The sequence below is a fragment of the Corynebacterium sp. HMSC077D03 genome (assembly GCF_001808545.1).
GTDB lineage: Bacteria > Actinomycetota > Actinomycetes > Mycobacteriales > Mycobacteriaceae > Corynebacterium > Corynebacterium simulans.
This window is the reverse complement of record NZ_KV793688.1, coordinates 176,429-200,432: the sequence shown is the minus strand read 5'-3', so window position 1 is coordinate 200,432 and position 24,004 is coordinate 176,429. Positions and strand designations below refer to the sequence as shown.

Below are 24,004 nucleotides of genomic sequence, written 5' to 3'. Positions count from 1 at the left end.
GCAGCATTTTGCGCGGGAGAAGGCTGAGACCCCCACATATGGGGAACCGTTGCACCTGATCCGGGTAATACCGGCGCGAGGGAGGAAAATGTCTACTACACCTGCATCTTCGGCACGCACTGCGCACAAGGCTGGAAAGCCCAACCGCCGCTGGCGCGTCGTCGACATCGTCGTGGCCGCGGTCTTGTCAGTGGCGTGTGGCCTGATTTTCTTGTTCTGGAACACCGCGGGCTATGCCGGCTACGAGGCTCTCGATGCCTTTACCCCTGGACTGGGCGGTTTGGCCTCTGGCATCTGGTTGCTGGGAGGCGTGCTCGGTGGGCTTATCATCCGCAAGCCAGGTGCGGCGCTCTTTGTGGAGCTGCTCGCTGCCTGCGTCTCCGCCGCTCTTGGCTCCCAGTGGGGCGCGGCAACCTTGCTCTCTGGCATCGCCCAGGGCATCGGCGTGGAGATTGTCTTCGCCATCTTTGCCTACCGTTCTTTTAACCTGCTTGTTGCCACCATCGCTGGCCTAGCCGCCGGCGTCGGTGCATGGACTTTGGAGCTCTTCACTGCCGGCCACCTAGCCCGTTCCGTTGAATACAACATCATCTACTTGGTGTGCACCTGCCTTTCCGGCGCAATCCTCGCCGGTGTGCTGGGCTACTTCACGGTCAAGGCGCTCGCGGCCACTGGTGCGCTCGACCGCTTTGCTGCAGGCCGCGAGTCTTAAGAAGCACTTTCAAGAATGGTTTCTGGAACAGGCATCCGCGTAGAAGGCTTCGGCTGGACCCATGCCGGGCGCGCAGAGCCGGCGCTGCGGGATGTTGCTTTCCACGTCGAGCCCGGCGACCGAATTCTGCTGTGCGGTGACTCCGGTTCTGGCAAGTCCACGCTCTTGGCGGCTCTTGCCGGAGTGCTCGGCGGCGACGAGGAAGGCGAGCAGGTAGGAGAGATCCAGCTCTTCGGAGCTGGTACCGCGGGCAATGGTGAGTGGCCTGGCGAAGGCATGCCAGTGGGGCTGGTCCTGCAGGATCCTGATTCCCAAGTAATTTCCTCGCGAGTGGGCGACGACGTTGCTTTCGGCTGCGAGAACCTTGGCCTCGAACGCTCTGAGATTTGGCGCCGCGTCGACCAAGCCTTGGAGCTGGTGGGTCTTGACCTTCCACGTGACTATCCCACCGCTCGGCTTTCCGGTGGCCAGAAGCAACGCTTGGCTTTGGCGGGCGTGATGGCGATGGGCGCAGGACTTATCTTGTTGGACGAGCCCACGGCGAACCTCGACCCAGAGGGAGCCGATTCGGTGGTCCGCGCAGTAACCCAGCTAGTAGAGCGCACCGGCGCCACGCTCATCGTGGTTGAGCACCAGCCAGATAGATGGCGTCACCTGCTGCAACGCGGACTACTCATCGAGGACGGGCAGGTTGCGCTTGACGCTTCCATGGGCGAGGTGCTGGAAGCACGCGCCCAGGCGATGCCCACGCTGCCACAGGCTCGCGTTCAACAAGACGTATCCAGCCTTGAACCAGCAATGTGGTCGAAGGACCTGCTGACTCGTTTTGGTCCGCCGCGTACCTTTGAGCTTCCTACGGGAGCTTCGACCGTGGTGACTGGCCCTAATGGTGCTGGCAAGACCACCTGGCTGGAAACCATGGCCGGGCTGTTGCCGTATACGTCGGGTGAGGTGGGCGTCGCCGAGCACGTGCGCCGCGGCCTTAAAGGAGACCCGGCAACGTGGAAGTCGCGGGAGCTCGCGCATCGCATTGGGTACGTGTTTCAGAACCCAGAACATCAATTCGTTGCGCGCAGCGTTGCCGATGAACTGCGCGTGGGACCCCGAGTGATGGGCGAGGAGATCCCAGAAAAGCGCATCGCGGAACTAGTAGAGCGCCTGCGTTTGGGGCAGCTGCTTGGCGCCAATCCCTTCACCCTTTCGGGCGGAGAGAAACGGCGCCTTTCGGTGGCCACAGCATTGGTCAGCGCGCCGGCGGTGCTGTTGCTTGATGAGCCGACGTTTGGCCAGGATCCGCAGACCTTCGCGGAACTGGTGTGGATGCTGCGCGAGTTAAGCGATGAGGGAGTGACCATTGCCTCGGTAACCCACGATCCCCTCTTCATCGCGGCTCTCGGTGACCACCGCGTGGAGGTGCCACGTGCCTAATATCTTGTCCGGCGTAAACCCATTGACGCGGGTTTACCTTATGCTGGCGCTGACCTTGCCGTTGTTTCTCTCGGTGGATTGGGTCTCCGCCGCGGTTTCTTTGGTCATCACCTTCGTATTTGCGCCGCTGTGTGGAGTCAGCTGGGGAAAGCTCATAAGGAGCGGATGGTTCCTGTTTATCCTCGCCGCACTGTCTGGCGTGTCGATGTTGCTGTATGGCGCCGAGGGCGGGGAGGTTTACTTCCGGCTTTGGCTCATCGTGGTTTCGGAGAACTCGGTGCGCCTTTCGGTGGCGATGATGCTGCGTGTGCTCGCGGTAGCGCTGCCAATGATTGTTCTCGCGCGCGACATTGATCCCACACGCTTAGGCGACGCCCTGGCGCAGAACCTTCGCCTGCCTTCGCGTTTTGTTATTGGCGCGGTCGCCGGTGTGTGTATGGCGACGCTGTTTCGAGACGACTGGGATTCCATGGCTCGTGCCCGGAGGGCGCGGGGATTGGGGGATCGCGGCAAGGTTAAGCATTTGCTTACGATGTCCTTCGGCCTTTTGGTAGTGGCGCTACGTCGCGGCGGCAAGCTGGCCACGGCGATGGAGGCCCGCGGCTTTGGACGTACTCCGCTGTACTCGCCGTCACGCACGTGGGCGCGCGAGTCGCGTGTGAGCAGGAAAGATTGGCTCATCATGTTAGCCGGTTCACTTTTGGCAGCAGTGCCGGTGGTAGCGTCGGTAGTTACAGATTCCTGGAGATTCTTCGGTCTATAAGACGAAAGGGCCACGAAGCATGGACTTCGACAGTCAGCTCGACCGCCTCATCGAGGATGTCATCAAGGCTGCCGCGACGCGCAAGAAACCCTTCAAGCCGGTGACGGTGCTCATCGATGGGCCATCGGGTGCTGGCAAGACGTGGGCCTGCGCCGCCCTCGCCGATAGAGCAGGCTGGCGTGTGGTGCACCTGGACGAGTTCTATCCCGGTTGGCACGGCCTTGAGCAGGGCTCCCAGATGGTTGCCGAACAGGTGCTGCGCGGGGCCAATCCTGGCTACTGGCGCTGGGATTGGGAAGCCAATGCGCCCGGTGAGTGGGCGAGTTTGGACGCGCGCGATGACCTTATCGTGGAGGGAGTCGGTGCGGTTACCCCAGAAAATATCGCCGCCGCTCAGGAGCGCGGCACCGTGATTACGGTGGGCCTCGACGGCCCGCGCGAAAAGCGCTATGAGCGAGCCATCGAGCGAGATCCGGACTACGCAGAGTGGTTCGAGACCTGGGAGGCACAGGAGAAGGTTTACTTCTCCGAGCACGCCACCGACGCCGAATTTACGTGGGTTTGGCAGTAGCTTCCGCCCCGCGGTAGACGCCGTGCTTGTCGACGTCGTGTGCCCACTGGCGCACGAGCTTAAGTCCTTGTTGTGCAACGCGTTCTTCCAGCTCGGGAAGCCGTGCCTCTATGCAGGAGCCGGGCCACAAAGTGGTGCGGGCCTGTAGTTTTAGCCGCCCTGCCCGGGCGTTTTCTGCCAACAGATAAAAGGACTCCCACATCCGCTGCGCTTGGGCGCGGCTGCAGCCGGTGACCTGTGGCAGATCATCTGGCAAGGCCTTGACATCGATGCCTATCCATTCTGGCCGCGTCAGGGGGTTATCCACGAGCTTTTCCAACCTGCTCGGCAGGTATCCGCTCGTGTGGAGACCAACCTTAAAGCCAGCCGCGTGGGCTTCGGCTATCGCTTGCGGCAGCCCGGGCGCGGAAAGTGGCTCGCCGCCGGAAAAGACTACGCCGTCGAGAAGCCCACGGCGCTTGGATAGCAAGGAAAACGCGTCCTGCCAGCTATAGTTTCCCGGCCCAAAGGCCTGCAGCTGCGGGTTATGGCAGTAGCTGCAGCGCAGCGGGCAGCCGTTGAGGAATAACGTCATGGTCAGGTGGTCCGGCCAATCCGAAGCCGAGAAGGGGATAAGCCCGCCAATCGGCAGCAGCGTTCTGGAATTTAGCTTCGGCTCTTGCAACGAAGGTGCAGTCTTAGACGCTGGCCGCAAGCCTCTCGTCGAAGTACTGGCGCTCATGGAACTCTCCCTTCTTGCCCGTGTTGAAGCTAGAGACTGGCCGGAAATAGCCCATCACGCGCGTCCACATCTCGGTGGTGGAGCCGCAGTCGGGGCAGTGCGGATGCTCGCCGGATATGTATCCGTGGGAGCTACAAATGGAGAAAGTCGGCGTTATGGTGACATAGGGCAGGCGGAATTTTTCCAGCGAGCGGCGCACCAGGGTCGCACAAGCCTTGCCGGTCGACATCGCCGAACCCATGTAGAGATGCAGCACCGTTCCGCCGGTGTATTGGGTCTGCAGGTCCTCTTGGGCTGCAAGTGCGGTGAAAGGATCGGGAGTGTGCGCGACGGGCAGTTGCGAGGAATTGGTGTAATACGGTTCTTCTGCGGTGCCGGCATGCAGTATGTCTGGATAACGCTTCAGATCTTCGCGGGCGAAGCGGTACGTAGCGCCCTCGGCGGGTGAAGCCTCGAGGTTATAAAGGTGCCCGGTCTTCTCCTGGGCGTCGACAAGCAGTGCGCGAACCCGCTCGAGCAGACGCAGAACCTGTGCGTGGCCGCGCGTATCGGTGAGATCGTAGGCATTGGAAGTGAAGTTGCGGATCATCTCGTTGCAGCCGTTGACCCCGATGGTGGAGAAGTGGTTATCCAAGCTGGGTAGCCAACGCTTGGTATAGGGGAAAAGACCTTTGTCCAAGCACTCGTTAACAAAGGCGCGGCGGCGCTCGAGCGTGTCGACGCCGAGATCTACCAGCTCTGCGACGCGCGCCAATAGCGCCTCCTCGTCGCCGCGGTAGAGGTAGCCCAGGCGTGCGCAGTTGAGCGTGACCACGCCGATGGAGCCGGTCAACTCGGCCGAGCCGAACAAGCCATTGCCGCGCTTTAATAGCTCGCGCAGGTCCAGCTGCAGCCGGCAGCACATGGAACGAATCATGCCTGGGTCTAGATCAGAGTTGAGGAAGTTCTGGAAGTAGGGCAGCCCGTACTTCGCGGTCATACTAAACAACGCCTCGGCGTTCTCGCTGTCCCAATCGAAGTCCGGGGTGATGTTGTAGGTGGGGATAGGAAAGGTGAAAGGCCTACCGTCCGCGTCGCCGGCGGACATCACCTCGATGAAGGCACGGTTGATGATGACCATCTCCGCCTCCAAGTCGCCGTAACAGAAGTCGACGGGCTCGCCGCCGATGAGCGGTACCTGGTCGCGTAAGTCGGCAGGGCAGTGCCAATCGAAAGTGAGGTTTGTAAATGGCGTCTGCGTGCCCCAGCGGGAAGGCACGTTCAAGTTGAAGATGAACTCCTGCATGTGCTGGAGCACCTGGCCGTAGCTGAGGCTATCCAGCCGCACGAAAGGCGCCATGTAGGTATCGAAGCTGGAGAAGGCCTGCGCGCCTGCCCACTCGTTTTGCAGAGTGCCCAGGAAGTTGACGATCTGTCCGCACGCGGAGGAAAAGTGCTTCGGTGGTGCTGAAGAGATAGTGCCTGGAACGCCACCGAATCCCTCTTCTAGAACTCGGCGCAGTGACCAGCCAGCGCAATAGCCGCTGAGCATGTCTAGATCATGGATGTGAATATCACCGGCTCGGTGTGCACTTCCCGCGGCTGGCGTAAAGACCTCATCTAGCCAGTAATTAGCGGTTACTTTGCCAGCGTTGTTAAGAATCAACCCTCCTAGCGAGAAATCCTGATTGGCATTGGCGTTGATGCGCCAATCGCGCCGGCCCAAGTACTCTTCGATGGAATCTGCGACGTTAATGGTCCGTGAACCCATGTAGTTCTTCCCTTCGTTATGGAAATGGAGCGCTGGTACAGCGAAAAGCTCGCTGCCTTTCCAGCTCTGATGGCACGCCCAGGCGTGCATGTGGGGGAATTAGGTGGCAACTGCAGTCATGTGGGAGGACTTGCGGCAAGCCGGGATGCCAAAAAGCCACCACGCAGCGCCGGGCGACACGAAATAACATAGCTGTAATTTCTGCCGGGGCGAGCAACTAAAACACAAGATATTCGCACTAATGGGTTTATCGTTTCTATATATAGTGGTTCGAATGTTGAAACGCCGACGGGGCGTGTGCCTATTTAGTGGATGTGATTGTTGTCCCTATAGGCCTCGCCTAATGCCCGATTTTGGGTGGGGATCAAAGTTCCGGGGAATTTGTCGCAGGCGGGCTCGGGTGGGGTGTGGCGTCGTAAAGCCTTGCGTTATTCCTGCCTGCGACGATTGGATAAATCGCCAGGTAGGTGGAATTTGGATGTTTTGCGTGTCGCTGCTATTGTTCGAAGAGGTTTCGCCTTCATGTGGGGCGAAAAGTCTGATCGATTAATCGGCTTGAATGGCTGATTGATGTTCTGGACATGCGGAAGGGCCCCGGAAAAGAGCCCCTATTTTTGCGTGTTTGGGCAGCATCGGTCAGTTCAGCCGAAGTCATACAGAAAGACTAGATTTATGCCAACTATTCAGCAGCTGGTCCGTAAGGGCCGCCATGATAAGCGCTCCAAGGTCGCAACCGCAGCGCTGAAGGGCTCCCCTCAGCGTCGTGGCGTTTGCACCCGCGTTTACACCACCACCCCGAAGAAGCCGAACTCTGCACTGCGTAAGGTCGCTCGTGTTCGCCTGACCTCCGGTATCGAGGTTTCCGCGTACATCCCAGGCGAGGGCCACAACCTGCAGGAGCACTCCATGGTGCTCGTCCGCGGCGGTCGTGTTAGGGACCTCCCGGGTGTTCGTTACAAGATTATCCGTGGCGCACTGGATACCCAGGGCGTTAAGGACCGCAAGCAGGCTCGTTCCCGCTACGGTGCAAAGAAGGGACAGTAATCAACAATGCGTAAGAATGCTGCTCCGAAGCGTCCTGTAGTTAAGGACCCGGTATACAACTCCGAGCAGGTCACCATGCTCGTGAACAAGATCCTCCTCGATGGCAAGAAGTCCACCGCAGAGCGCATCGTCTACGGTGCACTCGAGGCTTGCCGTGAGAAGACCGGTACCGACCCAGTCGGCACCCTGGAGAAGGCTCTGGGCAACATCCGCCCGGACCTCGAGGTTCGCTCCCGCCGTGTCGGTGGTGCTACCTACCAGGTGCCAGTTGAGGTTAAGCCGGCTCGCGCTAACCCCCTCGCTCTGCGTTGGTTGGTGACTTTCACCCGCCAGCGTCGTGAGAACACCATGATCGAGCGTCTCGCTAACGAGATCCTGGATGCATCCAACGGTCTTGGTGCTTCCGTGAAGCGTCGTGAAGATACCCACAAGATGGCTGAGGCAAACCGCGCCTTCGCACACTACCGCTGGTAATTTTCCAGCGTATGCCTATGGTCCGAGCAACGTAATAGTTTTGCTGAACAGTTCCACCCGCTTTCTGCGGTTGAAACTGCAAACATAACTTCATATCGTTGCTCGGGCCATTTTTCTAAGCTGGTGTCTTCTCCTTGTGGGCAGACGGCTAGCTTGGGGAGGCGGGCTACATAAAGGTGTATTAAGGTGCACCGCTGGAAGTTTTAGTAGCCCTGCGGCTGCTAAGACGGCCGAGACGTGGCAAAATTAATAAAGACCTATCCATGCGGACGGATTGGTGCTGGAACCTCGCTTTGAAAGCGGGGAACCGGCGCGAAGCGTCCACGATAAATAAGTTGGGGTAAAACCGTGGCACAAGAAGTGCTTAAGGACCTTCACAAGGTCCGCAACATCGGCATCATGGCTCACATCGATGCTGGTAAGACCACCACCACCGAGCGTATTCTCTTCTACACCGGTATTAACCGTAAGGTCGGCGAGACGCACGATGGCGCATCCACCACTGACTGGATGGAGCAGGAGAAGGAGCGCGGTATCACCATTACCTCCGCTGCTGTTACCTGTTTCTGGGACAACAACCAGATCAACATCATCGACACCCCGGGTCACGTTGACTTCACCGTTGAGGTCGAGCGTTCCCTGCGTGTCCTGGATGGCGCTGTTGCTGTCTTCGACGGCAAGGAAGGCGTTGAGCCACAGTCCGAGCAGGTGTGGCGTCAGGCTGCTAAGTATGACGTTCCGCGTATCTGCTTCGTCAACAAGATGGACAAGCTGGGCGCTGACTTCTACTTCACCGTTCAGACCATCATCGATCGCCTCGGCGCTAAGCCACTGGTTCTGCAGCTGCCAATCGGCGCTGAGGACGACTTCGACGGTGTTGTTGACCTGCTGAACATGCGTGCCATCACTTGGCGCGGCAAGGTCGAGACCGGTGCTGAACCGACCATCGAGGAGATCCCTGCTGACCTGCAGGAGAAGGCTGAAGAGTACCGCGAGAAGCTGCTCGAGGCTGTTGCTGAGTCTGACGAAGAGCTCATGGAGAAGTACTTCGGCGGCGAGGAGCTGACCCTTGACGAGATCAAGGCAGCAATCCGCAAGATGACCATCAACTCCGAGATCTACCCGGTTCTGTGTGGTACCGCTTACCGCAACAAGGGCGTTCAGCCGCTGCTCGACGCGGTCGTTGACTTCCTTCCGAGCCCGCTGGACGTCGGTGAGGTCATTGGCCACGCTGTTGGTAACGAGGACGAGCAGGTTACCCGCAAGCCGGCTGTTTCCTCCCCGTTCTCCGCACTGTCCTTCAAGATTGCTGCACACCCGTTCTTCGGCCAGCTGAACTTCGTTCGCGTTTACTCCGGCCAGGTCTTCCCAGGTACCGAGGTGCTCAACTCCACCAAGGGTAAGAAGGAGCGCATCGGTAAGCTGTTCCAGATGCACGCCAACAAGGAAAACCCTGTTGAGCAGGCTGACGCAGGTAACATCTACGCAGTTATCGGCCTGAAGGAAACCACCACGGGCGACACCCTGTGCGACAAGGACAACCCAATCATCCTCGAGTCCATGGACTTCCCGGAGCCGGTTATCAAGGTTTCCATCGAGCCAAAGACCAAGGCTGACCAGGAGAAGCTGGGTACCGCTATCCAGAAGCTCGCTGCTGAGGACCCAACCTTCACCGTCGAGCTCGACGAAGAGACCGGCCAGACCGTTATCGGCGGCATGGGCGAGCTCCACCTCGACGTTCTGGTTGACCGTATGAAGCGCGAGTTCAAGGTCGAGGCAAACATCGGTAACCCACAGGTTGCTTACCGCGAGACCATCCGCAAGACGGTTCAGTCCCTGGACTACACCCACAAGAAGCAGACCGGTGGTTCTGGTCAGTTCGCAAAGGTCATCGTCACCATCGAGCCTTACAACCCGGACCCAGAGACGCTGGAGGAGGGCGAGTCCGCAACCTACAAGTTCGAGAACGCCGTCACCGGTGGCCGCGTTCCGAAGGAGTACATCCCTTCCGTCGACGCTGGTATCCAGGACGCAATGCAGTACGGCTACCTCGCTGGCTTCCCGCTGGTTAACATCAAGGCAACCCTCGAGGACGGCGCTTACCACGACGTCGACTCCTCCGAGATGGCCTTCAAGCTCGCTGGCTCCCAGGTTCTGAAGGAAGCTGTTGCTAAGGCAAAGCCAGTCCTTCTTGAGCCGGTCATGGCCGTTGAGGTTGTTACCCCTGAGGAGTACATGGGCACCGTTAACGGTGACATCAGCTCCCGTCGTGGCCAGGTCTTCGCTATGGAAGACCGCTCCGGCGCAAAGGTTGTCAAGGCAAAGGTTCCGCTGTCCGAGATGTTCGGTTACATCGGCGACCTGCGTTCTTCCACCGCTGGCCGCGCAAACTTCACCATGGTCTTCGATTCCTACGCTGAGGTTCCTTCCTCCGTTGCAACCGAGATCATCGAAGAGCGCACCGGCAACAAGGCCTAACTAGCCTTAAGGCAATCGCCACCCCCTCACGCTTCAGCCCCGCATACGGCTGGTAGTCTTTGCCAGTAGATTCCAGTTGCGGGGCGGGGCAAGAGCTTGCAGCTTTTCTCCCGCGTGAGGCAACTGGTTGGGTAGCGGTTGGCTGAACTTGCACTTGCAAAAAGTGTTGGTTGAGCCGGCCGTTACCCTCCCAGGATCCGTTATCAGATTCTTGTCGAGGGTCAACGACCGCACAACATGCGCGGGGTTACCTCCTATTTAGGCGGTTTGAAAAAACTGCGGCATAAATCTAGGATCGTGTAACTGGCACGTAAAGAAAGCGTCATTAGCGCTTCGGAGTTTTCGTTCCAAGTGCCAATGACATTAACCAACCACGTGGCTGCCTATGCAGCCGCCATAGAGTCCAGGAGGACAAACAGTGGCAAAGGAGAAGTTCGAGCGTACGAAGCCGCATGTTAACATCGGCACCATCGGACACGTCGACCACGGCAAGACCACCACCACCGCAGCGATCACCAAGGTTCTGGCTGACCAGTACCCTGAGGAGAACACCGCTTTCGCATTCGACATGATCGATAAGGCTCCTGAGGAGAAGGAGCGCGGTATTACCATCAACATCTCCCACGTTGAGTACTCCACCCCGAAGCGCCACTACGCACACGTTGACGCTCCGGGCCACGCCGACTACATCAAGAACATGATTACCGGTGCTGCTCAGATGGACGGCGCTATCCTGGTTGTTGCTGCAACCGATGGCCCGATGCCGCAGACCCGCGAGCACGTTCTTCTGGCTCGCCAGGTTGGCGTTCCTTACATCCTCGTTGCACTGAACAAGTGCGACATGGTTGACGACGAGGAAATCATCGAGCTCGTCGAGATGGAGATCCGCGAGCTGCTCGCTGAGCAGGACTACGACGAGGAAGCTCCGATCGTTCACATCTCCGCTCTGAAGGCTCTTGAGGGCGACGAGAAGTGGGTACAGGCTGTTGTCGACCTCATGCAGGCTTGCGATGACTCCATCCCGGATCCGGAGCGCGAGCTGGACAAGCCGTTCCTGATGCCTATCGAGGACATCTTCACCATCACCGGCCGCGGTACCGTTGTTACCGGCCGTGTTGAGCGTGGCTCCCTGAACGTCAACGAGGACGTTGAGATCATCGGTATCCAGGAGAAGTCCATCTCCACCACCGTTACCGGTATCGAGATGTTCCGCAAGATGATGGACTACACCGAGGCTGGCGACAACTGTGGCCTGCTTCTGCGTGGTACCAAGCGTGAAGAGGTTGAGCGTGGCCAGGTTGTTATCAAGCCGGGCGCTTACACCCCTCACACCCAGTTCGAGGGTTCCGTCTACGTCCTGAAGAAGGAAGAGGGCGGCCGCCACACCCCGTTCATGGACAACTACCGTCCGCAGTTCTACTTCCGCACCACCGACGTTACCGGCGTCATCAAGCTGCCTGAGGGCACCGAGATGGTTATGCCTGGCGACAACGTCGAGATGTCCGTCGAGCTGATCCAGCCGGTCGCTATGGACGAGGGCCTGCGCTTCGCTATCCGCGAGGGCTCCCGCACCGTCGGCGCTGGCCGCGTTACCAAGATCATCAAGTAAGAGCATTTGCTTGAGCGTTTAAAGTAACGCCCTTTAAAGCCACCGCTTTCCCTTTCCGGGAAGGCGGTGGCTTTTTGCGTGTCTTGCTCCCGCGCCAGTTAAGCTATGAGCCATGCTTGATCCCACACGCATCGACCGCACCCTGCAGGCTCTGAAAGCTGCGTGGGAAGGTCAGCCGGAGCTGCCCTTGGGCACGCTGTTTGCAATGCTGGCCAACCAAGGCCTCGGATGGGGTGCTGACGACGCGGATATGGTTCGTGCGTTGGAGCAAATGGCGCGGTTGCATCCACCGACACTGCCGCTTGGCGACGGCCGCGTGGAGGAAGGATTGTGGCTACTCGTCACCCAGCGTGAGCGCGTGACTATTGACGAGGCAAATGTGGTCATTCGCCGTACCAGCGATGATGGTCCGCGGCAGCCGGTGGCGTGGCAGTACTCGGCTGTTCGGCCAGTGGGGCCTGGTCGACCTCTTGTTATCAAGGACTCGGAGTCCATCGAACATCGCTATGGCGTAGTGGAGTCAATTACCCGCCTAAAGCAAGATTCACGCCAGCTCAGCGGGTTGAAAAGGCGCAACGTAGGGGAGCGGGCGTGGCTTATCCGCACCGAGCTGGAAACCATCCTTTTGGACCACGGCTTACATGCATTTAAAATTGCACGGCGCTGCCTGCAACGTGCTGACTATTCCTGGAAGCAGATTCTGCAGTGTAGCCCCGGGAAGCCTTTGCAAGTATCGCTGTCACGTGGGGTTACGCATGAATTTGGGGCGGTCACCGAGGTACTCCTCGCTGAATCCGCCCCTGATGCCGCCGATGGCTACATTGACTAGTCCTTCAGTGCCTTAACCTGGCTAAAGTGCAGCTTGTACACGGTATCTAGATTGGCGTCGGGAAAAGCTGAGCGGAAGTCCTTCTCGCTGGTTTCGACAGCCTTGGTTAGCTCATCTAGTGGCATATCCGCGCTGGCTTCTATCTTGTATTGCAAGGTCGGCCGCGCACGGTCATAGGCCACCAACCGGTGAACCTTCTCGACTCCGTCGAGAGCATCAAAGCTTTTGGCCACGGCACCAGCAATAGCTTGCATATTGGTGGAAATGGCGCCTTCATCATTCGAAGAATCGGATGCGACGTTGTTGAAGCGCCGGTGGCGCAAGTTCGCCACGATGAGCCAGATGCCGGCTACCGCTAGGAGCATGGTGGCTGCACCCAGCGCTACCGGCCACCAATTAGCGCTAGGCAGTGCTGCCCAAGCGTCGTGATCAACCCAGCGTGCCAGGGAAGTGGCGAAGGGAACCTCAAAATGGATGAGGATCGGCCAAAGCCCTAGCGCAATGAGGACTACGGCGATGAGGAATAACAAGAAACGGTCGAATGCTGCCAAGCCCTTAGACATGATTATCGACCTCCGGGAGATTTTCTGCCTTTACTTTTAGCTGTGGGGCGCGCTCCAACGAGGAAAGGGCTTGCGATACAGCCTCTTCCACGCGGCTGACCAACAGATTGTCCTCAGTGTCGCCGTTGACGGTGATATCGACGCCGATCTTCTTCTTGCTGATTACTGCGCGGCTACGGGCAGCACTGACGCCGGGCACGCGGCGCGCAGCGGCTGAGGCTACGCGCGCGATGTCTACCGAGCGCAGCCACATCGAGGCGGTGTCGGAGGAGAGCCTGGTATGTGTCTTTTTGCGTGGTTTGAACACCGCAATGAGCAAGATAAGGCCAATGGCAATAGCGATGCCGCCGCCTATCAGCATCCAGGTTTCGACCGCGTCCTGTGACATCACGTCGATGAAAGGCTGCAGCCAGGAATTGGCTTTAGTGCTGACAGCCCACGTTTCCCTTCCGAGAAAAGCTGCGGCGCCCAAGCAAACGATTCCGAGGACAACGGCCCATTTACGGGCTGCAGGGGATGCCGCCGGCCTTTGGCCAAAGCCCTGCGGGAGAGCATCTTTCTTAGACATCCTGGCCCCCTCTGTACATAGGGTTGATTGTGATTTCGCGCAGTGGCTGTGGACGGGGCGCTACAACATGCCGAACCGGCGCGGTACCTTGCAGTGAGGCCTGGCGGACAGGTGCTGGCTCGGGTACGCGGACTGTGCGCAGCGCAACCGGGCGGGGAGCACTTACCGGACGCGGCTGCAGCGGCCGAGGAGCGGCCACGCTGCGTACGGCGACGGGATTGGGAGCGGTGACAGGGCGGACGTGGTTAGGCGTGGGCGCCGTTACCTGCAAAAGCCTAGTTGGCTCCGGGGCGCGTACGGACGCGACCTGAAGCGGAGCGCTGTCAGCGTCGATAGAGCGCACCGGTTGCGGGGCAGGCGCATCTATATTGCGTATTGGCACCGTATGGTTGGTGGTTATCGGTTTAAGCTGGCGCTCCGGAAGTGACCGCGGAGTGATTGCCCGTGGCGTTTGTCGCGCGTCGACGGCAGGGCCTGACACGCGCTCGCCCGGTACTGCTGCGGCAACGGTGACGTTGACGCGGGTGGTGCGGTAGCCGGTATAGGCCGCAACCCATTCCTCGATGGCTTTGCGGGTCGACTTCGCTACGTCTGTGACAGGACTCGGCCAGGTCACCGCGATCGAGGCATCCACCGCTAGCACCTCGGAAGCAGGATCGCTCTGGATAAGCAGGCGCGGAAATGCGCGCCCAGCTAAGCCGGCGAGCTTGGCGTCGATGGCTTCGGTCCCGGGGACGGAAGCGATGGCGCTAGTGACAATGTGTTCGAGAGCCTTGTGCGTAAACCGCAAGGTGCCATCAGTGCGCTGTTGTGGCGTGGCAGATGGCATTATCCCTGCCCTTTATCCTTGCCGATAATTCCATACCACACGGCGGTGAGGTCGATACGGCCGTCGAAGTGCGCACCTACAACACCACCGATGGCGGCAAGCAGGATGGCCAACACCGTGGGCCACAGGCCAAGGTGGATGAAAAAGGCCAAAACCAGACCGGCAACAATGCCCAGCGTGGAGTAGTTCTTCATAATTTTCCTTCTTAATCTTCCAGTGCGCTGCTTAAAGCATCAGCCACGACGACATCAACGCGTTGCAGTCCCGGGCAGGCCTCGAGCGCCGCGGTGCGGGCGGCGTCCGCGATTGTGGCAACCGGAATGCGCTTCGCGACGTCGATTACAAGGTGTACCTCGATATGGCTATCGTCGCGCGGACTCGGGCGCTTTATGCCGCCGATGCGCTTGCCGGGGTAAAGCAACGCAACTTCGCCGAAAGAACCGGGATGCAGCTTGGCGACGCCCTGGATGCCTGCTACTGAGTCGACGATGCGATGTGCAGCAGCGGCATCTAGTTCAAAGCGCTCCGGAGTGGACTCCATCATTTAAATAACTGCCTTAGTCTTTGAAAGGCCTATTCCTGGCCCTGTGCCAAAGCGTTGTTGGAGGCCTGCTCGCTGGCAGTGTCTTCCTTTGGCAGTTTGACGTCGTGGACCACAACGTCAACGCGCTCAACGCCCAGGCCGGTCATGCGCTCGACAGCATTCATGATGTTGCGGCGGATAGCCTCAGCCAGCTCGTGGATAGCAACACCGAACTCGGCGATGATGGCAACTTCGATGGTGGCAACAGCGTTGTTGACCTGAACCGTTACGCCCTGGCGTACATCCTCGGATGCGCCGAAGGACTCACGGATGGATCCCATCATGCGTGCGCCGCCACCGCCCAGTGCGGCAACGCCGGAAACCTCGCGGGCGGCGATGCCAGCGATCTTGGAAACCACGGCGTCGTCGATAGTGGTGGTGCCGTACTCGGTTTCCAGGTTCTTGTTGACCTCCGGGGCAGCAGCGGCGGTGTTTGCCTGCTCGGTGGAAGTTGCTGCGTTCTGTGCGGTGTTCTGGGCAGCGTTCTGATCAGTATTCGCTGGGGTATTAGCGGTCATTGTGCTTATTCCTTATCTATAGGGACTTGATTGCGGGAAGTTTCGCCTTAACAAGAAAGCTACCTTTCCGAGCCTATATCTGAATGCGGACATTGTGGGGTGCTGAGGTGCAATCTTTTGGAAAACGTGACTTTGCACACGGTTTGGAAAAAAGTTTGGAAAACGCGCGATTACATGCTTAAATACAAGGGTTGCTTTAACACAACGGCGTTTGGAAATCGTGGGTGAAACACCCCCGATATTCAACAAAGTTGCTGGTAAAGCGAACATGACACCTTCGCAGGTGGGCACTTTTTAAGTGTGTGCCGAGAAGGTCATTCAATCGGGCTAGGTCCGCGTTTAGTAGAGACATCCCGAGCGAATGGACCGGAGAAGGGGCATGGCAAATAAACAGCGGCAGTATATGAATTGGATTTGTGCCTCCACGTGTAATGCGTGAGGAACCGTCCTCTTTCTATAGAACTTTGACTTACGGGTCTTGTACCCCGTCGAAAGCACTGCAACCAGGTTTATTGCCAGGTCGCAACTTTTGGTCGTCATGACAGTCAGACAACTGGCGTTGCGCCCAGGCCCTAGAGTCCGGACAACGTTATAGAGAAATCGAGAAGCAATTCCCACCGCTTCACGCCCCGGATACGCCGGGAATGTGAATGTGGGGTAGCGAGGAAGAGGATAAGCGTGGCGGGACAAAAAATCCGCATTCGGCTGAAGGCCTATGATCACGAGGCTATCGACGCTTCTGCAAAGAAGATCGTCGAGACCGTTACCCGTACGGGTGCTCGTGTTGTTGGCCCAGTGCCGCTCCCAACCGAGAAGAACGTATACGCCGTTATTCGTTCTCCGCACAACTACAAGGACTCTCGCGAGCACTTCGAGATGCGCACTCACAAGCGCCTCATCGACATTCTCGACCCGACCCCGAAGACCGTTGACGCTTTGATGCGCATCGACCTTCCGGCCAGCGTCGACGTAAACATTCAGTAGTGTAAAGCGATCGACGAATAGATATTTGGTGGAGAACTAACAATGAGTGAAAACGAGATCAAGGGCATTCTGGGCAAGAAGCTCGGCATGACCCAGATCTTCGACGAGGAAAACCGCGTTGTACCGGTTACCGTCGTTGAAGCTGGGCCGTGCGTTGTTACCCAGATTCGCACCGCAGAAACCGATGGCTACAACGCCATCCAGATCGCATTTGGCGAAATCGACCCACGCAAGGCAAACAAGCCTGCCGCAGGTCACTTCAAGAAGGCTGGCGTAACCCCACGTCGCCACGTTGCCGAAATCCGCATGGATGACACCTCTGCTTACGAGGTTGGCCAGGAAGTTACCGCTGACATCTTCGAGGGCATCACCTTCGTTGACGTCACCGGCACGACCAAGGGCCACGGCTACGCTGGCGCCATGAAGCGCCACGGCTTCGCAGGTCAGGGTGCTGCCCACGGTAACCAGGCTGCTCACCGCCGCGTCGGCGGCATCGGCGCCTGCGCTACCCCGGCTCGCGTCTTCAAGGGCACCCGCATGGCTGGCCGCATGGGCCACGACCGTGTGACCACCCAGAACCTGAAGATTCAGAAGATCGATGCCGAGTCCAACCTGCTGCTCATCAAGGGTGCTATCCCTGGTGCACGCGGTGGCCTCGTCACCGTTAAGACCGCAGTGAAGGGCGGTGCACACGCATGAGCAACCTCAAGCTAGACGTCCAGACCGCTGAGGGTAAGACCAACGGCTCTGTCGAGCTGCCAGCAGAGATCTTTGACACCGAGGCATCCATCGCTTTGATGCACCAGGTTGTCAACGCTCAGCTTGCTGCTGCGCGCCAGGGCACCCACAAGGCAAAGACCCGTGGCGAGGTTTCCGGCGGTGGCCGTAAGCCTTTCCGCCAGAAGGGCACCGGTCGTGCACGCCAGGGCTCGATCCGCGCACCGCACTACGCAGGTGGCGGCATCTCCCACGGCCCGGTTCCGCGCGACTACGCACAGCGCACCCCTAAGAAGATGATCAAGGCTGCTCTCTTTGGTGCACTGTCCGACCGCGCTCGCAACGAGCGTATCCACGTAATCGAAGAGCTCGTCCCGGGCCAGACCCCGTCCACCAAGGCGGCTAAGGCTTTCATCGAGCGTCTGACCGAGCGCAAGAACGTGCTGCTCGTTGTCGGCCGCGAGGACATCAACGCTCGCCGCAGCGCCAACAACCTGCCTAACGTCCAGATCCTGGACGCAGGCCAGCTGAACACCTACGACGTCCTTTACTCTGACGACGTTGTGTTCTCCGTTGAGGCTCTGCACACCTTCGTCGCTCGCGCTCAGGGTGCGAACGAGGAAGTTAAGGAGGAGAAGTAATGGCTAAGCTCGCTAACCCGCGTGACATTGTCATCGCACCGGTCGTTTCCGAGAAGTCCTACGGCCTGATGGAGCAGAACGTCTACACGTTCTACGTCTCCACGGACTCCAACAAGACCCAGATCAAAGATGCCATCGAGCAGATCTTCGGCGTAAAGGTTGACTCCGTGAACACCGTCAACCGTGCAGGTAAGCGTAAGCGCACCCGCACCGGTTTCGGTCAGCGTAAGTCCACCAAGCGCGCTTATGTGACGCTTCGCGAAGGCAGCGACTCCATCGACATCTTCGGCGGCGGCGCTTAAGCGCCACCGGAGAGCCGAAAGGAAAAGGAAGAATTATGGCTATTCGTAAGTACAAGCCGACAACTCCGGGTCGCCGCGCATCCTCCGTGTCCGAGTTCGAGGAGATCACTCGTTCCACTCCGGAGAAGTCCCTGCTGCGCCCGCTGACCAAGACTGGTGGTCGTAACAACTACGGCCGCATCACCCCCCGCCACATCGGCGGTGGCCACAAACGTCGTTACCGTCTGATCGACTTCCGTCGTACGGACAAGGACGGTATCCCGGCAAAGGTTGCTCACATCGAGTACGACCCGAACCGCACCGCAAACATCGCTCTTCTGCACTACGCAGATGGCGAGAAGCGCTACATCATCGCCCCTAAGGGCCTGAAGCAGGGCACCATCGTTGAGGCCGGCGCTAACGCCGACATCAAGGTTGGTAACAACCTGCCGCTGCGCAACATCCCAACCGGTACCACCATCCACGCTGTGGAGCTCAAGCCGGGCGCAGGCGCTAAGCTTGCTCGCTCCGCTGGTGCTTCCATCCAGCTGCTGGGTAAGGAAGGCAAGTACGCAATCCTGCGTATGCCGTCCTCCGAGATCCGCCGCGTCGACATCCGTTGCCGCGCAACCGTGGGTGAGGTCGGTAACGCTGACCAGATGAACATCCGTTGGGGTAAGGCCGGCCGTATGCGCTGGAAGGGCGTTCGCCCGACCGTCCGTGGTGTCGTCATGAACCCGGTTGACCACCCACACGGTGGTGGTGAGGGTAAGACCTCCGGTGGTCGCCACCCTGTGTCCCCATGGGGCAAGAAGGAGGGTCGCACCCGCAACCCGAACCGTTACTCGAACAACATGATCGTGCGCCGTCGTCGCCCGAACAAGAAGCGCTAAGAGGAGGTAAACAATGCCACGCAGCCTTAAGAAAGGCCCGTTCGTCGATGAGCACCTCCTCAACAAGGTGGATGCTCAGAACGAGGCTGGCACCAAGCAGGTCATCAAGACCTGGTCTCGCCGCTCGACCATTCTGCCTGACTTCATCGGTCACACCTTCGCCGTCCATGACGGACGTAAGCACGTGCCGGTGTTCGTAGAGGACTCCATGGTCGGCCACAAGCTCGGTGAGTTCGCACCAACCAAGACTTTCAAGGGTCACATCAAGGACGATAAGAAGGGACGTCGATAAGCGATGAGTGAAACCATCACCTCCGCATCCGCAACGGCCCGCTACGTCCGCGTTACTCCGATGAAGGCACGCCGTGTCATCGATCTGGTTCGCGGCAAGTCCGTAGCCGAGGCACTTGCAATCCTGAAGTACGCTCCGCAGGGCGCTGCTAAGCCAGTCGCTAAGGTTGTTGCTTCTGCAGCTGCTAACGCTGAGAACAACTTCGGTCTGGACCCACGCACCCTGGTCGTCTCCGAGGCATACGCCAACGAGGGCCCGACCATGCGTCGTTTCCAGCCACGCGCACAGGGCCGTGCATTCATGATTCGTAAGCGCACCAGCCACATCACCGTGGTGGTCGAGAGCCAGAAGGAAGGGGCCAAGTAATGGGCCAGAAAATCCATCCTCACGGCCTACGTTTGGGCATCACTTCCGACTGGAAGACCCACTGGTTCGCCGATAAGGACTACGCGAACTACGTAGCCGAAGACATCAAGATCCGTCAGTACCTCGAGAAGGGCCTCGACCGCGCCGGCATTGCCGACGTCGTTATCGAGCGCACCCGTGACCGCGTACGCGTCGACATTCACACCGCCCGCCCAGGCATCGTGATCGGCCGCCGCGGTGCTGAGGCAGACCGCATCCGCCGCGAGCTCGAGAAGCTCACCGGCAAGATGGTCGCCCTCAACATTCTCGAGGTCAAGCAGGTCGACGCAAACGCAACCCTCGTTGCTCAGTCCGTCGCCGAGCAGCTGGTTAACCGTGTTGCATTCCGTCGTGCAATGCGCAAGGCTATCCAGTCCGCTATGCGCCAGCCGCAGGTCAAGGGTATTAAGATCCTCTTGAACGGTCGTCTGGGCGGCGCCGAGATGTCCCGTACCGAGCGCTACCACGAGGGTCGCGTTCCGCTGCACACTCTTCGCGCCGAGATCGACTACGGCACCGCAGAGGCTCACACCACCTTCGGCCGCATTGGCATCAAGGTGTGGATCTACAAGGGTGACGTCGTCGGTGGCGTACGCGAATCCGAACTGAACGCTCCGGCGCAGGGCCGTGGCCGCGGTGACCGTAACGGTCGTCCGCGCCGTGGTGGCCAGCGTCGTCAGCGCGCACAGCAGAAGCAGGAGGGCTAATCCATGCTGATTCCTAAGCGCGTTAAGTACCGCCGCCAGCACCGTCCTACCCGTACCGGTGTTTCCAAGGGCGGTAACCGCATCAACTTTGGTGATTACGCAATCCAGGCTCTCGAGCCGGCTTACATCACCAACCGTCAGATTGAGGCCGCACGTATTGCCATCAACCGCCACGTCAAGCGTGGTGGCAAGGTGTGGATCAACATCTTCCCGGACCGTCCGTTGACCCAGAAGCCGCTCGGCGTTCGTATGGGTTCCGGTAAGGGCCCGGTTGAGAAGTGGGTCGCCAACGTTAAGCCGGGCCGCGTCCTCTTCGAGATGTCCTACCCGAACGAGGCCACCGCAATTGAGGCACTGCGCCGCGCAGGCCAGAAGCTTCCTTGCAAGGTCCGCATCATCAAGAAGGAGGACCAGTTCTAATGGCAACCGGTACCCCCGCCCACGAGTTCCGTGAGCTCGACAACGCTGAGCTGGAAAAGCGTCTGCAGGATGCGAAGGAAGAGCTGTTCAACCTTCGTTTCCAGAAGGCTACCGGCCAGCTGACCAACAACCGCCGCATCGGCACGGTTAAGCGCGACATTGCCCGCATCTACACCGTTCTTCGCGAGCGCGAGCTGGGCCTGTCCGTAGTTCCGGGAGCTGAGGCTTAATCATGAGTGAGGCAAACGTGAACGAAGTAAAGAAGGAGCGCGGTGCGCGCAAGACCCGCATCGGTATCGTAGTTTCCGACAAGATGGATAAGACCATCGTCGTCGAGCTCGAGGATCGCAAGCAGCACGCGCTTTACGGCAAGATCATGCGCTCTAACAAGAAGGTTAAGGCACATGACGAGAACGAGACCGCCGGCGTCGGCGACCGCGTTCTGATCGCCGAGACCCGCCCGCTGTCTAAGGACAAGCACTTCCGTCTCGTCGAGGTCGTTGAGAAGGCTAAGTAAAACCTAGCTTTTCAACACTTAAGCCGGCCGAGCTTTTCCTCCTTTAGGAAGAAGGCTCGGCCGGCTTTTCATATGCGCGTATTTTTTAAGCGTTCGTCGCGCTGCCCGGTATAGCAACGTATCTAGCGTGGTCTCCCAGTAGACAGTGTCGATGCCGACACCGCGGTCGTCGCAAAGCGTGTCTGCTCTATCGGCATAGCGGGATAGTGCCGTCATACTCTGCTTGTTGGTAGACCAAGTCTTGGCCAGGATGGGGCATTTCAACCGCATTGCGGCGGTGCAGATATGGCGCACATACGCGTTAGTGAGTCCGTGCTTGCGCCATTCGGGCGCGGTGACCGCGGTGCTCACGTATAGGTAGCTTTGGCCCTGCCATTGATAGGGATAGTAATAAGCGCAGAACCCTGCCAACTTGTTGTTGCGGGTGACCGTGATGATGGTGGCCTTTTCGATCAACGACTCGTAATAGTCTTTGATTCCCGTATTCGCTCCCTGGCTGTCCCAGTCGGTCTGTCCAACGGCCGCGCGCTGCGAGAGCGGGGGAGTGAAGTCCTTGTCGCAACGAGTTAGAAGTTCGAAGAGTTCTTTTGCTTCGCCGACGGGAATCTGTCCTGGTTTGTAGTGGCCCATTAGCGTAGTCTCCAATCTCTTTAAAAGTGGTAGTTTGTAACGCATGGTAGAGACTATCGCTAAAACGCATTGGTCGCATCTATTAACACTGTGTGCCGGAATTATGACGTTGTATATGAATACGACCATGGTTGCGGTTGCCCTGCCAGCATTGACGAACTCACTAGGTGCGAGCCCCGCGGAAGCCGCATGGGTTGTCTCCGCATACAATGTCGCCTTCCTTGCGGTATTGCTGCCGTGCGGGCTCTTCGGCGACAGGCTCGGACATAAACGACTACTCCTCTTAGGAAGCATGGTCTTTTTTGTATCCGCGCTCGTGTGCGCGCTTGCTCCGTCGGCCATCTGGCTCATTGTCGGACGTGCGGGCATGGGACTTGCGGCCTCGGTGTTTACGCCGATGTCGCTGGCCCTTTTGCCCACGGTGATAGAGCCTTCCGACATGGCACTGGCCAATAGTTTGTGGACCGCCGCCGGTGGTGTTGGCGCTCCTTTAGGTCCGCTCCTGGGTGGCTGGATTATTCATGCTTTAGGCTGGCGAGGCATCTTCTGGCTTGACGTCGTTGTCATCGCCCTTGTCTTTTTCGGCTGTAGCCGACTGCCGAAGGCAAGGGCTGTTCCTTCCCATCCGGTGCTGCCTTGGGTACAGATCTTGCTCTCTGCCTTTGGTTTCCTTGTTCTCACGGTTGGCATGATTAACGTCGGCGGCAAGGTCTCATTTAGTGCGGTTTGGTTACCAATTCTGATTGGGTTGGCTGCTTTGGCACTGGCCCTGGTCTTCGGCGGAAGGAGCGATCAAGCGCTCGTGGACTTGGGGCTTTTGAACAATCCGCGCTTCCTCGTGAATACTGTGACCCTGTTCTTTATCAACTTGGTGCTTTTCGGGCTGCTTTATGTCACTCCGCACTACCTGCAGAATATCTTGGGCAACTCGCCTGCCCGGGGTGGCTTGATGCTTATGCCTTTGGCCGGCACTGCCATCGTTGGCGCCTTGGCAGCCGGGCTGTTGGTGCGGCGAAGCAAGATTGGGCGGTGGCTTCTGCCTAGCTCGATTTTCCTCGTCGCCGGGGGGCTGCTGGTTGGTGCGTTGACGAGTCCATCCAGCGGATATGGATATTTGGCCGCGGGGTTAAGCCTTGCCGGCTTTGGTGTGGGGGCGGGTCAATCCTTGGCTTTGCAGGAGGCGATGGCGCAGGTTCACCCGGAGCGCCGGGGAAGTGGTGCCTCGTTGGTTAATACAATTCGGCAGCTTGGCTCGCTCCTAGGCGTTGCTTTCATCGCCTCACTCGTAATTAACTTGGCAGGCGAGCCGGCTAGCGACGCCTCCTATATCCATGCGATGGATAGCGTCTTTGTCCTGTGTAGCGCTGCTTGTGTTTTAACGGGATTTGCGTTGTTATTCATGCACACGAGGCAGCAGAAATTATAGAGTTAAGGCATGGTGTCACGTCCTTTAGAATCTTCGTCTTCGGACAATCTTGGGCTTAATCGTCGCGACCGAAAGAAACTTATGACGCGGCGCGCGATCCGAAGTGCGGCGCTCGAGCTTTTTGCAGAGCGTGGATATGACGACGTCACCGTGGCTGAAATTACCGAAGCCGCTGATGTCTCAGCGATGACCTTCTACCGCCACTTTGGCACGAAAGAAGCCGTTATCACCAGTGTCATCATCAGCCCCGAAGCAACAAAGGTTCTGGTGGACATCGCGCAGATGACTGATTATAAGAACTTGGAGGCAGCGCTCCGCGAACTCTTCAGCGATGCCGATGCGTGGGGAGGACAGCTCGCAGATCGAGTCCTTCTGTTGCGTGAAAATCCTTCGTTGCTGGGCCATATCTGGCAGCACTCGGACCAGTGGGTGGACTGCGTCCTAGCTGAGACGGGCACCAGCATTATCGACCGCACCCGTGCCCGCAGTCTGATCGGCATCTTCATCGAATGCATCGCAGGTTGGTCCGAGCGCAGGGATTTTCCAAAGAAAGCCGGCCTCAAAGAGCTTTTAATTCAGACCATCCCAGCAACTCTCGCGCCGCATCCGAGTTAACGACCCCCGAGCGGTCTCTGCTCGCAAAGACAACCT

Annotated in this window: 31 protein-coding genes and 1 riboswitch; of the genes, 22 read left to right on the top strand and 9 right to left on the bottom strand. The window is 58.7% G+C overall.

All coding sequences use genetic code 11. The annotated features are described in order from the left end of the window. The first annotated feature begins 2 nt into the window (after nucleotides 1-2). A riboswitch (TPP riboswitch) is annotated at nucleotides 3-100 on the top strand. The 4 genes from HMPREF2888_RS06115 to HMPREF2888_RS06100 all read left to right on the top strand — a co-directional run bounded on the left by HMPREF2888_RS06115 (nucleotide 89) and on the right by HMPREF2888_RS06100 (nucleotide 3,474). Beyond that, a complete protein-coding gene (locus HMPREF2888_RS06115) occupies nucleotides 89-712 on the top strand; it encodes an ECF transporter S component (RefSeq protein ID WP_070456869.1) in 624 nt (207 codons plus the stop codon). (Overlaps the previous riboswitch by 12 nt.) A gap of 15 nt (nucleotides 713-727) precedes the next feature. After that, nucleotides 728-2,140 carry an ABC transporter ATP-binding protein gene (locus HMPREF2888_RS06110; RefSeq protein WP_070432541.1) on the top strand — a complete coding sequence of 471 codons (1,413 nt, stop codon included), beginning with the start codon at nucleotides 728-730 and terminating at the stop codon, nucleotides 2,138-2,140. Further along, nucleotides 2,133-2,903 (top strand): energy-coupling factor transporter transmembrane component T family protein, encoded by a 771-nt coding sequence (locus HMPREF2888_RS06105; protein ID WP_070518522.1) that lies wholly within the window; start codon nucleotides 2,133-2,135, stop codon nucleotides 2,901-2,903. Before HMPREF2888_RS06110 ends, HMPREF2888_RS06105 begins: the two co-directional genes overlap by 8 nt. Before the next feature lie 19 nt (nucleotides 2,904-2,922). Beyond that, nucleotides 2,923-3,474 carry a nucleoside/nucleotide kinase family protein gene (locus HMPREF2888_RS06100; RefSeq protein ID WP_070432543.1) on the top strand — a complete coding sequence of 184 codons (552 nt, stop codon included), beginning with the start codon at nucleotides 2,923-2,925 and terminating at the stop codon, nucleotides 3,472-3,474. On the opposite strand, the gene HMPREF2888_RS06095 is transcribed toward HMPREF2888_RS06100, so the two are convergent. Beyond that, nucleotides 3,455-4,195: an anaerobic ribonucleoside-triphosphate reductase activating protein gene (locus HMPREF2888_RS06095; RefSeq protein WP_210386806.1), complete on the bottom strand. Its 741-nt coding sequence runs from the start codon at nucleotides 4,193-4,195 to the stop codon at nucleotides 3,455-3,457. The two genes, HMPREF2888_RS06100 and HMPREF2888_RS06095, sit on opposite strands and share 20 nt — an antisense overlap. Next, nucleotides 4,152-5,945: a ribonucleoside triphosphate reductase gene (locus HMPREF2888_RS06090; protein WP_070432545.1), complete on the bottom strand. Its 1,794-nt coding sequence runs from the start codon at nucleotides 5,943-5,945 to the stop codon at nucleotides 4,152-4,154. Before HMPREF2888_RS06090 ends, HMPREF2888_RS06095 begins: the two co-directional genes overlap by 44 nt. A 672-nt stretch (nucleotides 5,946-6,617) precedes the next feature. Between HMPREF2888_RS06090 and rpsL the strand changes: the two genes are divergently transcribed. The 5 genes from rpsL to HMPREF2888_RS06065 all read left to right on the top strand — a co-directional run bounded on the left by rpsL (nucleotide 6,618) and on the right by HMPREF2888_RS06065 (nucleotide 12,379). Beyond that, nucleotides 6,618-6,989, top strand: a complete 372-nt coding sequence (gene rpsL, locus HMPREF2888_RS06085) for a 30S ribosomal protein S12 (RefSeq protein ID WP_070518520.1) — start codon at nucleotides 6,618-6,620, stop codon at nucleotides 6,987-6,989. A gap of 6 nt (nucleotides 6,990-6,995) precedes the next feature. Further along, entirely contained in the window at nucleotides 6,996-7,463 is a 468-nt protein-coding gene (rpsG, locus tag HMPREF2888_RS06080; protein ID WP_070518519.1) for a 30S ribosomal protein S7, read from the top strand. 348 nt (nucleotides 7,464-7,811) lie between these two features. Then, a complete protein-coding gene (gene fusA, locus HMPREF2888_RS06075) occupies nucleotides 7,812-9,941 on the top strand; it encodes an elongation factor G (protein WP_062042304.1) in 2,130 nt (709 codons plus the stop codon). Between the two features lie 418 nt (nucleotides 9,942-10,359). Then, complete coding sequence (gene tuf / locus HMPREF2888_RS06070; protein WP_061920476.1) at nucleotides 10,360-11,550, top strand: elongation factor Tu; 1,191 nt, start codon at nucleotides 10,360-10,362, stop codon at nucleotides 11,548-11,550. Between the two features lie 112 nt (nucleotides 11,551-11,662). Continuing rightward, the gene (locus tag HMPREF2888_RS06065) at nucleotides 11,663-12,379 is read left to right on the top strand and encodes a hypothetical protein (protein ID WP_070432546.1); all 717 of its coding nucleotides are present in this window, start codon (nucleotides 11,663-11,665) and stop codon (nucleotides 12,377-12,379) included. On the opposite strand, the gene HMPREF2888_RS06060 is transcribed toward HMPREF2888_RS06065, so the two are convergent. The 6 genes from HMPREF2888_RS06060 to HMPREF2888_RS06035 are packed head-to-tail and all read right to left on the bottom strand — an operon-like array spanning nucleotide 12,376 to nucleotide 15,440. After that, entirely contained in the window at nucleotides 12,376-12,942 is a 567-nt protein-coding gene (locus HMPREF2888_RS06060) for an Asp23/Gls24 family envelope stress response protein (protein WP_070432547.1), read from the bottom strand. The two genes, HMPREF2888_RS06065 and HMPREF2888_RS06060, sit on opposite strands and share 4 nt — an antisense overlap. Further along, a complete protein-coding gene (locus HMPREF2888_RS06055; protein ID WP_061920482.1) occupies nucleotides 12,935-13,510 on the bottom strand; it encodes a DUF6286 domain-containing protein in 576 nt (191 codons plus the stop codon). Before HMPREF2888_RS06055 ends, HMPREF2888_RS06060 begins: the two co-directional genes overlap by 8 nt. Then, on the bottom strand, nucleotides 13,503-14,339 hold the full coding sequence (locus tag HMPREF2888_RS06050) for an Asp23/Gls24 family envelope stress response protein (protein WP_061920483.1): 837 nt from the start codon (nucleotides 14,337-14,339) through the stop codon (nucleotides 13,503-13,505). The genes HMPREF2888_RS06055 and HMPREF2888_RS06050 overlap by 8 nt, the downstream gene beginning before the upstream one ends. Beyond that, complete coding sequence (locus tag HMPREF2888_RS06045; RefSeq protein ID WP_061920486.1) at nucleotides 14,339-14,533, bottom strand: DUF2273 domain-containing protein; 195 nt, start codon at nucleotides 14,531-14,533, stop codon at nucleotides 14,339-14,341. Before HMPREF2888_RS06045 ends, HMPREF2888_RS06050 begins: the two co-directional genes overlap by 1 nt. An 11-nt stretch (nucleotides 14,534-14,544) precedes the next feature. Further along, nucleotides 14,545-14,883, bottom strand: coding sequence for a hypothetical protein (locus HMPREF2888_RS06040; protein ID WP_235590995.1), 339 nt, complete (start codon nucleotides 14,881-14,883; stop codon nucleotides 14,545-14,547). A 29-nt stretch (nucleotides 14,884-14,912) separates the two neighbouring features. After that, nucleotides 14,913-15,440: an Asp23/Gls24 family envelope stress response protein gene (locus tag HMPREF2888_RS06035; protein ID WP_070518518.1), complete on the bottom strand. Its 528-nt coding sequence runs from the start codon at nucleotides 15,438-15,440 to the stop codon at nucleotides 14,913-14,915. 678 nt (nucleotides 15,441-16,118) lie between these two features. Between HMPREF2888_RS06035 and rpsJ the strand changes: the two genes are divergently transcribed. From rpsJ to rpsQ, 11 genes are read left to right on the top strand one after another with little or no spacing between them, the layout of a single operon-like run. Further along, a complete protein-coding gene (gene rpsJ, locus HMPREF2888_RS06030) occupies nucleotides 16,119-16,424 on the top strand; it encodes a 30S ribosomal protein S10 (RefSeq protein WP_070518517.1) in 306 nt (101 codons plus the stop codon). Between the two features lie 42 nt (nucleotides 16,425-16,466). After that, nucleotides 16,467-17,123 (top strand): 50S ribosomal protein L3, encoded by a 657-nt coding sequence (gene rplC, locus HMPREF2888_RS06025; RefSeq protein ID WP_061920490.1) that lies wholly within the window; start codon nucleotides 16,467-16,469, stop codon nucleotides 17,121-17,123. After that, nucleotides 17,120-17,782 carry a 50S ribosomal protein L4 gene (gene rplD / locus HMPREF2888_RS06020; protein WP_061920492.1) on the top strand — a complete coding sequence of 221 codons (663 nt, stop codon included), beginning with the start codon at nucleotides 17,120-17,122 and terminating at the stop codon, nucleotides 17,780-17,782. The genes rplC and rplD overlap by 4 nt, the downstream gene beginning before the upstream one ends. Further along, nucleotides 17,782-18,084, top strand: coding sequence for a 50S ribosomal protein L23 (rplW, locus tag HMPREF2888_RS06015; protein WP_061920494.1), 303 nt, complete (start codon nucleotides 17,782-17,784; stop codon nucleotides 18,082-18,084). Before rplD ends, rplW begins: the two co-directional genes overlap by 1 nt. Nucleotides 18,085-18,119: 35 nt before the next feature. Continuing rightward, nucleotides 18,120-18,956, top strand: coding sequence for a 50S ribosomal protein L2 (rplB, locus tag HMPREF2888_RS06010; RefSeq protein WP_070518516.1), 837 nt, complete (start codon nucleotides 18,120-18,122; stop codon nucleotides 18,954-18,956). A gap of 13 nt (nucleotides 18,957-18,969) precedes the next feature. Further along, complete coding sequence (gene rpsS / locus HMPREF2888_RS06005) at nucleotides 18,970-19,248, top strand: 30S ribosomal protein S19 (RefSeq protein ID WP_005527741.1); 279 nt, start codon at nucleotides 18,970-18,972, stop codon at nucleotides 19,246-19,248. A gap of 3 nt (nucleotides 19,249-19,251) precedes the next feature. Beyond that, on the top strand, nucleotides 19,252-19,614 hold the full coding sequence (rplV, locus tag HMPREF2888_RS06000) for a 50S ribosomal protein L22 (RefSeq protein WP_061920498.1): 363 nt from the start codon (nucleotides 19,252-19,254) through the stop codon (nucleotides 19,612-19,614). Further along, a complete protein-coding gene (rpsC, locus tag HMPREF2888_RS05995; protein ID WP_061920500.1) occupies nucleotides 19,614-20,360 on the top strand; it encodes a 30S ribosomal protein S3 in 747 nt (248 codons plus the stop codon). The genes rplV and rpsC overlap by 1 nt, the downstream gene beginning before the upstream one ends. A gap of 3 nt (nucleotides 20,361-20,363) precedes the next feature. Beyond that, complete coding sequence (rplP, locus tag HMPREF2888_RS05990; protein WP_061920502.1) at nucleotides 20,364-20,780, top strand: 50S ribosomal protein L16; 417 nt, start codon at nucleotides 20,364-20,366, stop codon at nucleotides 20,778-20,780. Further along, nucleotides 20,780-21,010, top strand: a complete 231-nt coding sequence (gene rpmC / locus HMPREF2888_RS05985; RefSeq protein ID WP_061920505.1) for a 50S ribosomal protein L29 — start codon at nucleotides 20,780-20,782, stop codon at nucleotides 21,008-21,010. Before rplP ends, rpmC begins: the two co-directional genes overlap by 1 nt. Nucleotides 21,011-21,012: 2 nt before the next feature. Then, nucleotides 21,013-21,297, top strand: coding sequence for a 30S ribosomal protein S17 (gene rpsQ, locus HMPREF2888_RS05980; RefSeq protein ID WP_061920507.1), 285 nt, complete (start codon nucleotides 21,013-21,015; stop codon nucleotides 21,295-21,297). Between the two features lie 18 nt (nucleotides 21,298-21,315). Here rpsQ and HMPREF2888_RS05975 read toward each other — a convergent pair whose 3' ends face one another. Then, complete coding sequence (locus HMPREF2888_RS05975) at nucleotides 21,316-21,927, bottom strand: GNAT family N-acetyltransferase (RefSeq protein WP_061920509.1); 612 nt, start codon at nucleotides 21,925-21,927, stop codon at nucleotides 21,316-21,318. Between the two features lie 43 nt (nucleotides 21,928-21,970). Between HMPREF2888_RS05975 and HMPREF2888_RS05970 the strand changes: the two genes are divergently transcribed. Further along, nucleotides 21,971-23,353 carry an MFS transporter gene (locus tag HMPREF2888_RS05970; protein ID WP_062042286.1) on the top strand — a complete coding sequence of 461 codons (1,383 nt, stop codon included), beginning with the start codon at nucleotides 21,971-21,973 and terminating at the stop codon, nucleotides 23,351-23,353. Between the two features lie 81 nt (nucleotides 23,354-23,434). Beyond that, the gene (locus tag HMPREF2888_RS05965) at nucleotides 23,435-23,968 is read left to right on the top strand and encodes a TetR/AcrR family transcriptional regulator (protein WP_235590996.1); all 534 of its coding nucleotides are present in this window, start codon (nucleotides 23,435-23,437) and stop codon (nucleotides 23,966-23,968) included. Nucleotides 23,969-24,004: the final 36 nt, after the last annotated feature.

Bases quoted from the DNA above. Each gene is read 5' to 3' on its own strand.
- HMPREF2888_RS06115 (WP_070456869.1), top strand. From the start codon at position 89: ATGTCTACTACACCTGCATCTTCGGCACGCACTGCGCACAAGGCTGGA.
- HMPREF2888_RS06110 (WP_070432541.1), top strand. From the start codon at position 728: ATGGTTTCTGGAACAGGCATCCGCGTAGAAGGCTTCGGCTGGACCCAT.
- HMPREF2888_RS06100 (WP_070432543.1), top strand. From the start codon at position 2,923: ATGGACTTCGACAGTCAGCTCGACCGCCTCATCGAGGATGTCATCAAG.
- HMPREF2888_RS06095 (WP_210386806.1), bottom strand. From the start codon at position 4,195: ATGAGCGCCAGTACTTCGACGAGAGGCTTGCGGCCAGCGTCTAAGACT.
- HMPREF2888_RS06090 (WP_070432545.1), bottom strand. From the start codon at position 5,945: ATGGGTTCACGGACCATTAACGTCGCAGATTCCATCGAAGAGTACTTG.
- rpsL (WP_070518520.1), top strand. From the start codon at position 6,618: ATGCCAACTATTCAGCAGCTGGTCCGTAAGGGCCGCCATGATAAGCGC.
- rpsG (WP_070518519.1), top strand. From the start codon at position 6,996: ATGCGTAAGAATGCTGCTCCGAAGCGTCCTGTAGTTAAGGACCCGGTA.
- HMPREF2888_RS06065 (WP_070432546.1), top strand. From the start codon at position 11,663: ATGCTTGATCCCACACGCATCGACCGCACCCTGCAGGCTCTGAAAGCT.
- HMPREF2888_RS06060 (WP_070432547.1), bottom strand. From the start codon at position 12,942: ATGTCTAAGGGCTTGGCAGCATTCGACCGTTTCTTGTTATTCCTCATC.
- HMPREF2888_RS06055 (WP_061920482.1), bottom strand. From the start codon at position 13,510: ATGTCTAAGAAAGATGCTCTCCCGCAGGGCTTTGGCCAAAGGCCGGCG.
- HMPREF2888_RS06050 (WP_061920483.1), bottom strand. From the start codon at position 14,339: ATGCCATCTGCCACGCCACAACAGCGCACTGATGGCACCTTGCGGTTT.
- HMPREF2888_RS06045 (WP_061920486.1), bottom strand. From the start codon at position 14,533: ATGAAGAACTACTCCACGCTGGGCATTGTTGCCGGTCTGGTTTTGGCC.
- HMPREF2888_RS06040 (WP_235590995.1), bottom strand. From the start codon at position 14,883: ATGATGGAGTCCACTCCGGAGCGCTTTGAACTAGATGCCGCTGCTGCA.
- HMPREF2888_RS06035 (WP_070518518.1), bottom strand. From the start codon at position 15,440: ATGACCGCTAATACCCCAGCGAATACTGATCAGAACGCTGCCCAGAAC.
- rplC (WP_061920490.1), top strand. From the start codon at position 16,467: ATGAGTGAAAACGAGATCAAGGGCATTCTGGGCAAGAAGCTCGGCATG.
- rplD (WP_061920492.1), top strand. From the start codon at position 17,120: ATGAGCAACCTCAAGCTAGACGTCCAGACCGCTGAGGGTAAGACCAAC.
- rplW (WP_061920494.1), top strand. From the start codon at position 17,782: ATGGCTAAGCTCGCTAACCCGCGTGACATTGTCATCGCACCGGTCGTT.
- rplB (WP_070518516.1), top strand. From the start codon at position 18,120: ATGGCTATTCGTAAGTACAAGCCGACAACTCCGGGTCGCCGCGCATCC.
- rpsS (WP_005527741.1), top strand. From the start codon at position 18,970: ATGCCACGCAGCCTTAAGAAAGGCCCGTTCGTCGATGAGCACCTCCTC.
- rplV (WP_061920498.1), top strand. From the start codon at position 19,252: ATGAGTGAAACCATCACCTCCGCATCCGCAACGGCCCGCTACGTCCGC.
- rpsC (WP_061920500.1), top strand. From the start codon at position 19,614: ATGGGCCAGAAAATCCATCCTCACGGCCTACGTTTGGGCATCACTTCC.
- rplP (WP_061920502.1), top strand. From the start codon at position 20,364: ATGCTGATTCCTAAGCGCGTTAAGTACCGCCGCCAGCACCGTCCTACC.
- rpmC (WP_061920505.1), top strand. From the start codon at position 20,780: ATGGCAACCGGTACCCCCGCCCACGAGTTCCGTGAGCTCGACAACGCT.
- rpsQ (WP_061920507.1), top strand. From the start codon at position 21,013: ATGAGTGAGGCAAACGTGAACGAAGTAAAGAAGGAGCGCGGTGCGCGC.
- HMPREF2888_RS05975 (WP_061920509.1), bottom strand. From the start codon at position 21,927: ATGGGCCACTACAAACCAGGACAGATTCCCGTCGGCGAAGCAAAAGAA.
- HMPREF2888_RS05970 (WP_062042286.1), top strand. From the start codon at position 21,971: ATGGTAGAGACTATCGCTAAAACGCATTGGTCGCATCTATTAACACTG.
- HMPREF2888_RS05965 (WP_235590996.1), top strand. From the start codon at position 23,435: ATGACGCGGCGCGCGATCCGAAGTGCGGCGCTCGAGCTTTTTGCAGAG.